This window comes from Streptomyces sp. W16, assembly GCF_033194735.1.
Taxonomy (GTDB): Bacteria; Actinomycetota; Actinomycetes; order Streptomycetales; family Streptomycetaceae; genus Streptomyces.
This window is the reverse complement of sequence record NZ_JAWOAI010000303.1, coordinates 1-12121: the sequence shown is the minus strand read 5'-3', so window position 1 is coordinate 12121 and position 12121 is coordinate 1. Positions and strand designations below refer to the sequence as shown.

Below are 12121 nucleotides of genomic sequence, written 5' to 3'. Positions count from 1 at the left end.
GTTGCGGCGACGCCGGCGGACGGCCAGCACCCAGTCGGCGAACCCCGGTCCTGCCGGGGCCTGTTCGGCGGCCTGCTCGCGCAGCGCGTCGCGGAGGAGTTCCTCGACGTTCACGGACGCACCTCCACGGGCGAGTAGTCGCGGGTCGGCTGGAGCTCGATGTCGGCCGGGCCCAGGGCGGCCAACTCCGGTGCGAGAGCGCGGAGTCGGGCCAGGGAGCGGTGGGTGGTGGAGCGTACGGTGCCGACGGTGCAGCCGAGGAGACGGGCCACGTCGGCCTCGGGCAGGTCCTCGAAGTAGCGCAGCACGAGCACGCTGCGCTGGCGGGCGGTGAGCCGGGACAGCGCCTCGCGCATCACCAGGCGCAGTTCGGCCGCCGACGCCGCGTCGACCTCCGCGCCCGCCTCTGGCGGTTCGGCGACGCTGACCTCGCGTTTGCGCCACTTCAGCCGCCAGCGGCTGACCTGCTGGCGGTAGAGGATCCGCCGTACGTAGGCCTCGGGTTCCTCGATCCGCTGCCACCGCCCGGCCGCCTTGGCCAGGGCGTTCTGCAGCAGGTCCTCACCGGCGTGCTGGTCACCTCCGCTGAGCAGCACGGCGGTCTTCAGCAGTGCCGACGACCTGCTGTCCACGAAGTCCCGGAAACTCTCCAGCCCTTCGGCATTCATCGTCACCTTCTCTTCCCCCGGCGGTGCCCGTGCTCCGCCTCTGTATTCCTTGTGACGCTCGCGGGGGTCCGTCGCTATGCCTGTCGGCCCGAGAAATTTCCGCCCGGTCCGCACGGTCCCTGCCGTACGGTGACCGCGTGAGCCGCCCGCTGCTGTTCCTCGACGTCGACGGCCCCCTCAACCCGTACGCCGCGCAGCCGGAGCGCCGTCCCGAGGGCTATACGACGATCAGGGCCGCCGTGCAGCCGGGCCGCCCGCTGAGGGTCTGGCTGAACCCCGCACACGGACCGGCGCTCCTCGCCCTCGGCTACGACCTGTGCTGGGCGACCACGTGGATGGACGCCGCGAACCACTGGATCGGCCCCGTCGTGGGTCTGCCCGAGCTGCCGTACGTCGACTTCGGCACCGACCTGTTCGCCCTGCGGCCCGACGGTGTCCACTGGAAGACGGAGGCGATCGTGGCGTACGCCGAGGGCCGTCCCTTCGCCTGGGTGGACGACGAACAGAGCGCGCCCGACAGCGACTTCGTGACCGCCCACCACCCCGCCCCGGCGCTGCTGCACCACGTGAACCCCCGACTCGGCCTGCGCGAGGGGGACTTCACGGCGCTGGCGGGTTTCGCGGCGACCGTAAGGACGTGAGTCCTGATAGACGCCGAGCGCCCTCCCGGCGGACGGAAGGGCGCTCGACTCACGTCACGGCACCGCTAGTTGTGGCTGTGCAGGATCTCGTTCAGGCCGCCCCAGACCGCGTTGTTCGGGCGGGCCTCGACCGTGCCGGTGACCGAGTTGCGGCGGAAGAGGATGTGGGAGGCGCCGGAGAGTTCGCGGGCCTTGACGATCTGGCCGTCGGGCATCGTGACGCGGGTGCCGGCGGTGACGTAGAGGCCGGCTTCCACGACGCATTCGTCGCCGAGCGCGATGCCGACGCCGGCCTCGGCGCCGACGAGGCAGCGTTCGCCGATGGTGATGCGGACGTTGCCGCCGCCGGACAGCGTGCCCATGGTGGACGCGCCGCCGCCGATGTCCGAGCCGTCGCCGACCACGACACCGGCGGAGATCCGGCCCTCGACCATCGACGTACCGAGCGTGCCCGCGTTGAAGTTGACGAAGCCCTCGTGCATCACGGTGGTGCCCTCGGCGAGGTGCGCGCCGAGCCGGACCCGGTCGGCGTCGGCGACGCGGACGCCCTTCGGGACCACGTAGTCCGTCATGCGCGGGAACTTGTCGACGGACGTCACCTGGAGGTGCAGGCCCTCGGCGCGCGCGTTCAGCCGGACCTTCTCGATGTCGTCCACGGCGACCGGGCCGAGCGAGGTCCAGGCGACGTTGGCGAGGAAGCCGAACATGCCGTCCAGGCTCTGGCCGTGCGGCTTGACCAGGCGGTGCGAGAGGAGGTGCAGGCGCAGGTACACGTCGTGCGCGTCGAGCGGCTTGTCGTCGAGGGAGGCGATGACCGTGCGGACCGCGATCACTTCGACGCCCCGGCGGGCGTCGGGACCGATCGCCTTCGCCGCACCCTCGCCGAGCAGTTCCACGGCGCGCTCGGCGGACAGCCGCTCGGTACCGGCGGGGCCGGGTTCGGCGGACAGTTCGGGCGCGGGGAACCAGGTGTCGAGGACGGTTCCGTCGGCGGTGACGGTGGCGAGGCCGGCGGCAACGGCGCCGGTGGTGCGAGGTGCGGTCGTGTCGGTCATGAGGGAAACCTAACCTGGAGGGGGCGGCGGGGACCAACTCGTCCACGGGGCGTCTCAGGGAACGACACGCGCGGGCCCACGGCACGGCAACAGGTCACGGGTCGTACGCCGGTCGCCGGTCGCCGGTCGCCGGTCGCCGGTCGCCGGTCGCCGGTCAGGGGATCACCCGTCCCAGCACCTCCCGCGCATACCCCTCGTCGTACGCCGCGTCCGTCAGCAGTACCTGCAGACAGATCCCGTCCATCAGCGCGACCAGTGCCCGCGCGGTCACCGGGTCCGTGCGCCGGGACAGTCGCTCGGCGAGGTCTCGGGCCCACTCGTCGGCGACGGGGCGCAGCGCGGGGCGGCGCAGGGCGGCGAGATACAGCTCGTACTCCAGCTCGACGCCCGTGCGGTCGCCCGCGAGCCACTCCCCCATCCAGCCGGCCAGCTCCCCAGCCAGGTCGGTGCGCGGATCCTCCAGACCGCCACGCGCCGCGATCACCTTGGCGAAGCCCTCGTTGGCCTGGCGCAGTGCGGCGACCATCAGTTCGTCGAGGGTGGTGAAGTGGTACGTCGTCGAGCCGAGCGGCACATCGGCCTCGGCGGCGACGGAACGGTGGCTGAGTCCCGCGATGCCCTTCTGTCCGACGACCCGGATCGCCGCGTCGATGATCCGCTGGCGCCGCTCGGGGTCGTAGCGCCGGGCCATCAGTGCGCGCCGCCCAGGTTGAGGACGACGACGCCGATGATGATCAGCGCGATACCGGTGGCCTTCGCGAAGGTCATTCCCTCGCCCAGGAACACCGTCCCGATGCCCACGATGGCGGCGGTGCCGAGGCCGGCCCAGATCGCGTAGGCCGTACCGACCGACATGGACTTCAGGGTCTGCGCGAGCAGGGCGAAGGAGAGCACGTATCCGACGACCGTGAGGACCGACGGCCACAGCCGGCTGAAGCCGTGGCTGAACTTCATGGCGGTGGTGCCGCCCACCTCCGCGGCGATCGCCGTGAGGAGCATCAGGAATCCCATGTGTACGAGTGTACATAACGGCGGACGGTGCGGTCGACCCCCGATGCCGCCGCCTACTCGACCGGGGTGCGAAGCTCGCTCAAGTAGCCGTGTTTCGCGGGGAGTTGATAAAAGAGCACTGGGAATGAGGGGTGAAGTCCCATACGTCGCACGTCGGCCCGGGAATCTCGTAGAAACCGCTCACTGAAACGGCTGCTCACAGCCCTCTCGCTCCACTACTGTTTCACCGTTCACTCACCTGGTTTTCACGGCCACGGCCGTCGCCATGGGCGCCGCTGGAGGAACAGCGCATGCCAGACAGCACGTCCCAGCCCCCTCCCCCGCACAACACCTCTTGGGAGAACGGCTGGACCCCCGACACCTCCCGGGCCCCCGGAACCCGTCGGCTCTGGCTGGCCGGGGCGCTCGCCCTCACCACGATCGCCGTGTGCGCCACGGCGATCGTCATAACGGACAAGCAACCTGACGACACGTCACACACCAAGAAGGCGGCGGACCCGTCGTCGGTCGGATCGGACGGTCCCGGCCTGCTCTCGTTCGCCTCGCCGTCGAAGAAGGACACGCCCACGTCCGACGAGCACACACCGGGCTCCACGAAGTCACCCACCGCGTCGGCCACCGCCACGGAGCACAGCTCCACGCCCTCCGCGAAGACGCCCGCACCGTCCAAGTCGACGTCGTCCCACGGCGGTTCGTCCTCGTCGGGCTCGTCCGGGTCGTCCGGGTCGTCCGGCTCGTCGAGTTCCTCGGCCGCCTGGAAGTCGGTCCGCTCGGTCAACTACCCGGACCGCTACTGGCAGGTGAGCGGCGACTACGTCAAGCTCAACCCGGCCGGTTCCGCCGCGGCCCGCCGCGCCTCGACCTTCAAACTGGTCAAGGGCCTGGCCAAGAGCTCCTGTTACTCGTTCACGACGGCCGACGGCCGCTATCTCCGCCACCGCAACTTCGTCCTCCGCGCGGAACGCAACGACGGCTCGGCCCTCTTCAAGCAGGACGCCACCTTCTGTCCCCGCACGTCGTCCTACTCGGGCGCGGTGATGCTGGAGTCGGTCAACTACCCGGGCCGCTACCTGCGTCACCAGAACTTCCAGCTCAAGCTGGACCGGTACCAGAACAGCAGCCTGTACCAGCAGGACTCGGCGTTCCGGCTGGTGGGCGGGCTCAACTAGGGCCCCTGGACGGTCACTTCACGAAAGGCGATCAGCGAGGCCTTGGGCCGCAGTACGCAGAACTCGTTGCCCTCCGGGTCGGCGAGCACCACCCAGCCCACGGCCTCGCTCTGCCCGACATCGACCCGCCGCGCACCCAGCGCGAGAATCCGTTCGACCTCGGTCTCCTGGTCGTCGGGAGCGAGGTCGAAGTGCAGTCGGTTCTTCACGGTCTTCCGGTCGCTCACCGGCATGAAGCAGATGCCGGTCTCCGCGAACTCCCCCGGCCCGATGACGACTTCGCGTTCCTTCTCGGACAGGATCCGCCAGTCCAGCACCCCGCACCAGAATCGGGCGAGCCCCGGCAGGTCGTGCGCGTCGACGACCACGTGATGCAAAGAAACGGCCATACCCCAAAGGTATGGCCGTTTCCAGTGAACCCAGCAGAACCCGAGAGCTCAGACGTTGAACCCGAGCGCCCGAAGCTGCTCGCGCCCGTCGTCCGTGATCTTGTCGGGGCCCCACGGCGGCATCCACACCCAGTTGATGCGGAGCTCGTTGACGAGGCCGTCCGTGGCGGACTTGGCCTGGTCCTCGATGACGTCCGTCAGCGGACAGGCCGCCGAGGTCAGCGTCATGTCGATGGTCGCGATGTTCGCGTCGTCGATGTGCACGCCGTAGATCAGACCGAGGTTGACGACGTCGATGCCCAGTTCGGGGTCGACCACGTCGAGCAGGGCCTCGCGGACCTCCTCCTCGGAGGCGGGCTTGATCTCCATGGTCTCGGTGTCACTCATGCCGTCTTCCTTTCCGCGTCGGCGTCGACTCCGCCCAGGGCCTGGGCCGTCGCGTCCTTCCACGCCATCCAGCTGAGGAGGGCGCACTTCACCCGTGCCGGGTACTTGGAGACACCGGCGAACGCGATCGCGTCCTCCAGCACCTCCTCCATCGCGTCGTCGGGCTCGGTGCGGCCCTTGGACTGCATCAGCTCCAGGAAGGTCTCCTGGATCTTCTGCGCCTCGGACAGCTCCTTGCCGACGAGGAGGTCGTTCAGTACGGAGGCCGAGGCCTGACTGATGGAGCAGCCCTGGCCCTCGTACGAGACGTCGCTGATCGTCGTGCCTTCGTACTTCACGCGCAACGTGATCTCGTCGCCGCACGTCGGGTTGACGTGGTGCACCTCGGCGTCGCCATCCCGCAAGCCCCGTCCGTGTGGGTGCTTGTAGTGGTCCAGGATGACTTCCTGGTACATCGAATCCAGCTTCACGGTCTCAGTTCACGTCCCTCAGCCGAAGAAGTTCCGTACGTGCTCCAGGCCGTCGACCAGTGCGTCGATCTCGGCCGGCGTGGAGTACAGATAGAACGACGCTCGCGTGGTCGCAGGAATTCCGTAGCGGAGGCAGACAGGCCGTGCGCAGTGATGACCGACACGGACCGCGATGCCTTCCTCGTCCAGCACCTGGCCCACGTCGTGCGGGTGGATGTCACCCAGCGTGAACGAGATCGCCGCGCCCCGGTCCTCGGCCGTGGTGGGGCCGATGATCTTCAGGTCGGGCACGTCCAGCAGACGCTTCACCGCGTACTCGGTCAGCGCGTGCTCATGGGCGAGGATCTTGTCCATGCCGATGGCCGACAGATAGTCGATCGCCGCACCGAGACCGACCGCCTGGGCGATCGGCGGGGTGCCCGCCTCGAACTTGTGCGGGGCGGGGGCGTACGTCGACGAGTGCATCGACACGGTCTCGATCATCTCGCCGCCGCCGAGGAACGGCGGGAGGTCCTCAAGGAGCTCCTGGCGTCCCCAGAGGACGCCGATGCCGGTCGGGCCGCACATCTTGTGGCCGGTGAAGGCCACGAAGTCGGCCTGGAGGGCCTGCACGTCCAGCGGCATGTGCGGTGCGGCCTGCGAGGCGTCGATCAGGACCAGGGCCCCGACCTCCTGCGCGCGGCGCACGATCTTCTCGACCGGGTTGACAGTGCCGAGGATGTTGGAGACCAGCACGAAGGAGACGATCTTCGTCTTCTCGGTGATGACCTCGTCTATGTTCGACAGGTCCAGCCGGCCGTCGTCCGTGAGGCCGAACCACTTCAGCTTCGCGCCCGTGCGCTGCGAGAGCAGCTGCCACGGCACGATGTTGGAGTGGTGCTCCATCTCCGTGATGACGATCTCGGTCTCGTGGTCCACGCGGTAGGGCTCGTCGGCCCAACCCAGCATGTTCGCAACGAGGTTGAGCGACTCGGAGGCGTTCTTCGTGAAGATCACCTCGTCGCGGGAGGGCGCGTTGATGAACGCGGCGACCTTGTCCCGCGCGCCCTCGTACAGCGCCGTGGCCTCCTCGGCGAGCACATGGATGCCGCGGTGCACGTTGGCGTTGTGCTGCTCGTAGTACTCGGAGAGTACGTCGATCACCTGGCGGGGCGTCTGCGAGGTCGCCGCGTTGTCCAGGTACACAAGCTTCTTACCGTCATGAACCGTGCGGTGCAGGATGGGGAAGTCCTTGCGGAGCGCCTCGGTGTCGAGGAGGCCCGGCAACTCTGTCACGCTGATACGCCACCCTTCGCGGTGTAGGCCTCGTAGCCCTCGTTCTCCAGCTTGTCGGCGAGCTCGGCGCCGCCGGACTCGACGATCCGGCCGCCGGAGAAGACGTGCACGAAGTCGGGCTTGATGTAGCGCAGGATGCGCGTGTAGTGCGTGATCAGCAGGGTGCCGACCTCACCGGTCTCGCGGACGCGGTTGACGCCCTCGGAGACGACGCGCAGGGCGTCGACGTCCAGGCCGGAGTCCGTCTCGTCGAGGATCGCGATCTTCGGCTTGAGCAGCTCCAGCTGAAGGATCTCGTGGCGCTTCTTCTCACCGCCGGAGAAGCCCTCGTTGACGTTGCGCTCGGCGAAGGCGGGGTCCATGGAGAGGCGCTCCATGGTCTCCCGGACCTCCTTCACCCAGGTGCGCAGCTTCGGCGCCTCACCGCGGATGGCGGTGGCGGACGTACGAAGGAAGTTGGAGACGGAGACGCCGGGGACCTCGACCGGGTACTGCATCGCGAGGAACAGGCCGGCGCGGGCGCGCTCGTCGACGGACATCTCCAGGACGTCCTCGCCGTCGAGGGTGACGGTGCCGCCGGTGATCGTGTACTTGGGGTGACCCGCGAGCGAGTAGGCGAGGGTCGACTTGCCGGAGCCGTTCGGGCCCATGATGGCGTGGGTCTCGCCCTGCTTCACGGTGAGGTCGACGCCCTTGAGGATCTCCTTCGTGGCGTTGTCGGCCTCGACGGTGACGTGCAGGTCGTGGATTTCAAGCGTTGCCATGGGTTCCTCAGGACTCCTGGGTGAGGGAGACGAGCACGTCGTCCCCTTCGATCTGTACGGGGTAAACGGGTACGGGGCGGGTGGCGGGGAGGCCGGACGGCTTGCCGGTGCGCAGGTCGAACGCTGAGCCGTGCAGCCAGCACTCGATCTGGCAGTCCTCGACCTCGCCCTCGGAGAGCGAGACGTTCGCGTGCGAGCAGATGTCGTTGATCGCGAACACCTCTCCCGCGGTACGGACGACCGAGACCGGCGTGCCGTCGAGTTCCACCCGCTTCGGGGTGTCCTCCTCCAGCTCGCTCAGCCCACAGGCGCGTACGAACGACATCAGACCGACGCCTCCAGCTCCGCGTCGATCTTCTCCAGCAGCCGCTCCTGGATGTCGGCGACACCGATCTGCTGGACCAGTTCGGCGAAGAAGCCGCGGACCACCAGGCGTCGGGCGTCGTCGGCGGGGATGCCGCGGGCCATCAGGTAGAAGAGCTGCTCGTCGTCGAAGCGGCCGGTCGCGGAGGCGTGTCCGGCGCCGACGATCTCGCCGGTCTCGATCTCCAGGTTCGGCACGGAGTCGACGCGGGCGCCGTCGGTCAGCACGAGGTTGCGGTTCATCTCGTACGTGTCGGTGCCCTCGGCCTTGGCCTCGATGAGCACGTCACCGATCCACACCGCGTGCGCGCCCTCGCCCTGGAGCGCGCCCTTGTAGATGGCGTTGGACTTGCAGTGCGGGACGTTGTGGTCGACCAGGAGGCGGTGCTCCTGGTGCTGGCCGGCGTCCGTGAAGTACAGGCCGAACAGCTCGGCCTCGCCGCCGGGTCCGGCGTAGGCCACGCGCGGGTGCAGTCGTACGAGGTCGCCGCCGAAGGTGACGACGAACGACTTGAAGGTGGCGTCGCGGCCGATCAGCGCGTTGTGCTGGCCGACGTGCACGGCCTTGTCGTCCCAGTCCTGGACGGAGACGACGGTCAGCTTGGCGCCGTCGCCGAGGACGTACTCGACGTTGGCGGCGAGGACCGCGTCACCGGTGTGGTCGATGACGACGACGGCCTCGGCGAAGGCTCCGAGCTCGACGACCTGGTGGCCGTAGGCGACCCCGCCCTCGCCGTGCACGACGATGCGGATCGGCTCGGTGAGGACCGTGTCCTTGGGGACGGTGACGACCGAGGCCTTCTCGAAGGACGAGTAGGCCTGGGCGGCCACGCGGTCCACCGGGGTGCCTGCCTTGCCGAGCCGCGCGTCGTCACGGCCGACGGTCTCCACGGTGACCCCTTCCGGGGCCCCGATGGCGACCTTCACGCCGTCGCCGGTGGCGACCGCGGTGCCGTCGTGCAGCCCGCGCAGGCGCTCCAGCGGGGTGAACCGCCACTCCTCCTCGCGGCCGTGGGGGACCGGGAAGTCCGCCACGTCGAAGGAGGGGGGCGCGCTCATGCGCGTGGCGACGGTCGACTCGGCGGCCACCGCGATCGATCCGGCGGTGGTGGAGGACCCCACCGTGGAGTTCTGAGCCTCAGCCATGGCTGTCGTAGTGCTCGCTTTCTGAAGTCAAGAAATGTGCTGACCGATGGGCGGGGTCAGCCGACCGCGCCTTCCATCTGGAGCTCGATCAGCCGGTTGAGCTCAAGGGCGTACTCCATCGGCAGCTCCTTGGCGATCGGCTCGACGAAGCCGCGCACGATCATCGCCATCGCCTCGAACTCGGTCATGCCCCGGCTCATCAGGTAGAAGAGCTGGTCGTCGCTGACCTTGGAGACGGTTGCCTCATGGCCCATGGACACGTCGTCCTCGCGGACGTCCACGTACGGGTACGTGTCCGAGCGGGAGATGGTGTCGACGAGCAGCGCGTCGCACAGCACGTTCGACTTGGAGCCGTGGGCGCCCTCGCCGATCTCGACGAGACCGCGGTAGGACGTACGACCGCCGCCGCGCGCCACCGACTTGGAGACGATGTTGGAGGAGGTGTTCGGCGCCATGTGGACCATCTTGGAGCCGGCGTCCTGGTGCTGGCCCTCGCCCGCGAAGGCGATGGAGAGGGTCTCACCCTTGGCGTGCTCGCCCATGAGGTAGACGGCCGGGTACTTCATCGTCACCTTGGAGCCGATGTTGCCGTCGATCCACTCCATGGTCGCGCCCTCGTAGGCGACGGCGCGCTTGGTGACCAGGTTGTAGACGTTGTTCGACCAGTTCTGGATGGTCGTGTAGCGGCAGCGGGCGTTCTTCTTGACGATGATCTCGACGACCGCGCTGTGCAGCGAGTCCGACTTGTAGATCGGGGCCGTACAACCCTCGACGTAGTGCACGTAGGCACCCTCGTCGACGATGATCAGGGTCCGCTCGAACTGGCCCATGTTCTCCGTGTTGATCCGGAAGTACGCCTGCAGGGGGATCTCGACCTGCACGCCCTTCGGCACGTAGATGAAGGAACCGCCGGACCAGACCGCGCTGTTCAGCGACGCGAACTTGTTGTCGCCGACCGGGATGACGGTGCCGAAGTACTCCTTGAAGAGCTCCGGGTGCTCCTTCAGCGCGGTGTCGGTGTCCAGGAAGATGACGCCCTGCTCCTCCAGGTCCTCACGGATCTGGTGGTAGACGACCTCGGACTCGTACTGCGCGGCGACACCGGCGACGAGGCGCTGCTTCTCCGCCTCGGGGATGCCGAGCTTGTCGTACGTGTTCTTGATGTCCTCGGGCAGGTCCTCCCAGGACTCCGCCTGCTTCTCCGTGGAGCGCACGAAGTACTTGATGTTGTCGAAGTCGATGCCGGAGAGGTCGGAGCCCCAGTTCGGCATGGGCTTCTTCTCGAACAGGCGCAGGCCCTTGAGACGGAGCTTGGTCATCCACTCCGGCTCGTTCTTCTTGCCGGAGATGTCCCGGACGACGTCCTCGTTGATGCCGCGCTTGGCGGAGGCACCGGCCACGTCGGAGTCGGCCCAGCCGTATTCGTACGTACCCAGACCCTCTAGCTCGGGGTGGGCAGTCTCCTCGATGGGGAGCGTCATGCGGGGTTCCTCCCGGCGGTACTTGCAGATGCGTTATGTGTGGTCTTGGGGATGAACGTGGTGCACACACCGTCGCCGTGGGCGATGGTCGCCAGTCGCTGGACATGGGTGCCGAGCAGCTGGGAGAAGAGCTCTGTCTCCGCCTCGCACAGTTGCGGGAACTGCTCGGCGACATGGGCGACCGGGCAGTGGTGCTGGCAGAGCTGCTCACCGACCGGTGCGCTACGCGCCGTAGCAGCGTACCCGTCCGCGCTCAGGGCCTTGGCCAGGGCTTCCGCGCGATTCTCGGGGGCCGCGGCCTCGACGACTTTGCGGTAGGCGATGGCCTGGGCGGCCATGCGGTCACGGGCGAAGGCGACGACCGCCTCGTCCCCGCCCTCACGCTGCGCGATCCAGCGCAGCGCGTCCGCGGCGAGCTTGTCGTAGGACTGGTCGAAGGCGTCGCGCCCGCAGTCGGTGAGGGCGAACACCTTTGCGGGCCGGCCGCGCGTGCGCGCTCCGTAGACCCGCTGCTCACGTGCTTCCACGACGTCGTCGGCGACGAGTGCGTCGAGATGACGGCGTACGGCGGCCTGGGTCAGCCCCAGCCGGCCGGCGAGGTCGGCCACGGTCGACGGGCCGTGGTCCAGGATGGAGCGCGCGACACGGTTGCGGGTGGACCGCTCACCGGTCGCGAGTTCCTCCTGCGGAGCCTCGCCAACGTTTTTCACAACGCCATTGTTGCGTAATTCCTCAGAAGCAGGCAACCCGCGTCCCGGCCACCCGGCGGTGCGCTGCGTCACTTAGGTATACCTAATCTGACCTGCGGAAACGATCTTTGATCGATCAATCGGGTGGCGCCGCCGCCCCCCTTCCGGGAGACTCCACACCCATGCCCACACCCCCTCCCACCGGCCCACTTGTCACCCGGGACACCCTCGCCGCCGACCTGCGCGAGGCGGGCGTGCGCCCCGGTGAGATCCTCCTCGCGCACACCTCCCTGAGCTCCCTCGGATGGGTCTGCGGGGGCGCCGTGGCGGTGGTCCTGGGAATTCTCGACACGCTCGGCCCGGACGGCACCCTGGTGGTCCCCACCCAGACCGCCGACCTCTCGGACCCGGCCCACTGGGGAAACCCGCCGGTCCCCCGCGAGTGGTGGGACACCATCCGCACCTCCATGCCGTCCTACGACCCCCTCGTCACGCCCTCGCTCGGCGTCGGCGTGGTCCCGGAGACCGTCCGCACCTGGCCCGGCGCCCGGCGCTCCGCGCACCCGCAGACCTCCTTCGCGGCGATCGGCCCGCACGCCGCCGAGATCCTCGA

Annotated in this window: 16 protein-coding genes; 3 read left to right on the top strand and 13 right to left on the bottom strand. The window is 68.6% G+C overall.

Annotated elements, in window-relative coordinates; genetic code table 11:
• Nucleotides 1–110: 110 nt before the first annotated feature.
• Entirely contained in the window at nucleotides 111–668 is a 558-nt protein-coding gene (locus R6V09_RS32505) for a SigE family RNA polymerase sigma factor (RefSeq protein WP_317885042.1), read from the bottom strand.
• Nucleotides 669–805: 137 nt separating this feature from the next.
• Between R6V09_RS32505 and R6V09_RS32500 the strand changes: the two genes are divergently transcribed.
• Nucleotides 806–1309 (top strand): hypothetical protein, encoded by a 504-nt coding sequence (locus tag R6V09_RS32500; protein ID WP_317885041.1) that lies wholly within the window; start codon nucleotides 806–808, stop codon nucleotides 1307–1309.
• A 65-nt stretch (nucleotides 1310–1374) separates the two neighbouring features.
• On the opposite strand, the gene dapD is transcribed toward R6V09_RS32500, so the two are convergent.
• The 3 genes from dapD to R6V09_RS32485 all read right to left on the bottom strand — a co-directional run bounded on the left by dapD (nucleotide 1375) and on the right by R6V09_RS32485 (nucleotide 3375).
• Entirely contained in the window at nucleotides 1375–2364 is a 990-nt protein-coding gene (gene dapD / locus R6V09_RS32495) for a 2,3,4,5-tetrahydropyridine-2,6-dicarboxylate N-succinyltransferase (protein WP_317885040.1), read from the bottom strand.
• Between the two features lie 154 nt (nucleotides 2365–2518).
• Nucleotides 2519–3055: a TetR/AcrR family transcriptional regulator gene (locus tag R6V09_RS32490; protein ID WP_317885039.1), complete on the bottom strand. Its 537-nt coding sequence runs from the start codon at nucleotides 3053–3055 to the stop codon at nucleotides 2519–2521.
• Nucleotides 3055–3375 carry a DMT family transporter gene (locus R6V09_RS32485; RefSeq protein WP_317885038.1) on the bottom strand — a complete coding sequence of 107 codons (321 nt, stop codon included), beginning with the start codon at nucleotides 3373–3375 and terminating at the stop codon, nucleotides 3055–3057. Before R6V09_RS32485 ends, R6V09_RS32490 begins: the two co-directional genes overlap by 1 nt.
• A 290-nt stretch (nucleotides 3376–3665) precedes the next feature.
• Here R6V09_RS32485 and R6V09_RS32480 point away from each other — a divergent pair, with 290 nt between their 5' ends.
• On the top strand, nucleotides 3666–4544 hold the full coding sequence (locus R6V09_RS32480) for an AbfB domain-containing protein (RefSeq protein ID WP_317885037.1): 879 nt from the start codon (nucleotides 3666–3668) through the stop codon (nucleotides 4542–4544).
• On the opposite strand, the gene R6V09_RS32475 is transcribed toward R6V09_RS32480, so the two are convergent.
• From R6V09_RS32475 to R6V09_RS32435, 9 genes are read right to left on the bottom strand one after another with little or no spacing between them, the layout of a single operon-like run.
• Nucleotides 4541–4933, bottom strand: a complete 393-nt coding sequence (locus R6V09_RS32475; RefSeq protein WP_317885036.1) for a VOC family protein — start codon at nucleotides 4931–4933, stop codon at nucleotides 4541–4543. The genes R6V09_RS32480 and R6V09_RS32475 overlap by 4 nt on opposite strands.
• A 48-nt stretch (nucleotides 4934–4981) precedes the next feature.
• Entirely contained in the window at nucleotides 4982–5320 is a 339-nt protein-coding gene (locus tag R6V09_RS32470; RefSeq protein ID WP_280877144.1) for a metal-sulfur cluster assembly factor, read from the bottom strand.
• Nucleotides 5317–5790 carry a Fe-S cluster assembly sulfur transfer protein SufU gene (gene sufU, locus R6V09_RS32465; protein ID WP_317885035.1) on the bottom strand — a complete coding sequence of 158 codons (474 nt, stop codon included), beginning with the start codon at nucleotides 5788–5790 and terminating at the stop codon, nucleotides 5317–5319. The genes R6V09_RS32470 and sufU overlap by 4 nt, the downstream gene beginning before the upstream one ends.
• Before the next feature lie 18 nt (nucleotides 5791–5808).
• A complete protein-coding gene (locus R6V09_RS32460) occupies nucleotides 5809–7065 on the bottom strand; it encodes a cysteine desulfurase (protein ID WP_317885034.1) in 1257 nt (418 codons plus the stop codon).
• Complete coding sequence (sufC, locus tag R6V09_RS32455; protein WP_317885033.1) at nucleotides 7062–7829, bottom strand: Fe-S cluster assembly ATPase SufC; 768 nt, start codon at nucleotides 7827–7829, stop codon at nucleotides 7062–7064. Before sufC ends, R6V09_RS32460 begins: the two co-directional genes overlap by 4 nt.
• Nucleotides 7830–7836: 7 nt before the next feature.
• Nucleotides 7837–8154, bottom strand: a complete 318-nt coding sequence (locus tag R6V09_RS32450; protein ID WP_200689345.1) for a non-heme iron oxygenase ferredoxin subunit — start codon at nucleotides 8152–8154, stop codon at nucleotides 7837–7839.
• Nucleotides 8154–9338: a Fe-S cluster assembly protein SufD gene (sufD, locus tag R6V09_RS32445; RefSeq protein ID WP_317885032.1), complete on the bottom strand. Its 1185-nt coding sequence runs from the start codon at nucleotides 9336–9338 to the stop codon at nucleotides 8154–8156. Before sufD ends, R6V09_RS32450 begins: the two co-directional genes overlap by 1 nt.
• A 56-nt stretch (nucleotides 9339–9394) precedes the next feature.
• Nucleotides 9395–10819 carry a Fe-S cluster assembly protein SufB gene (gene sufB, locus R6V09_RS32440; protein ID WP_317885031.1) on the bottom strand — a complete coding sequence of 475 codons (1425 nt, stop codon included), beginning with the start codon at nucleotides 10817–10819 and terminating at the stop codon, nucleotides 9395–9397.
• Entirely contained in the window at nucleotides 10816–11529 is a 714-nt protein-coding gene (locus R6V09_RS32435) for a helix-turn-helix transcriptional regulator (RefSeq protein ID WP_317885030.1), read from the bottom strand. Before R6V09_RS32435 ends, sufB begins: the two co-directional genes overlap by 4 nt.
• 161 nt (nucleotides 11530–11690) lie before the next feature.
• Here R6V09_RS32435 and R6V09_RS32430 point away from each other — a divergent pair.
• Nucleotides 11691–12121: aminoglycoside N(3)-acetyltransferase (locus R6V09_RS32430; protein WP_317885029.1), on the top strand; the 431-nt coding region annotated here is incomplete at its 3' end.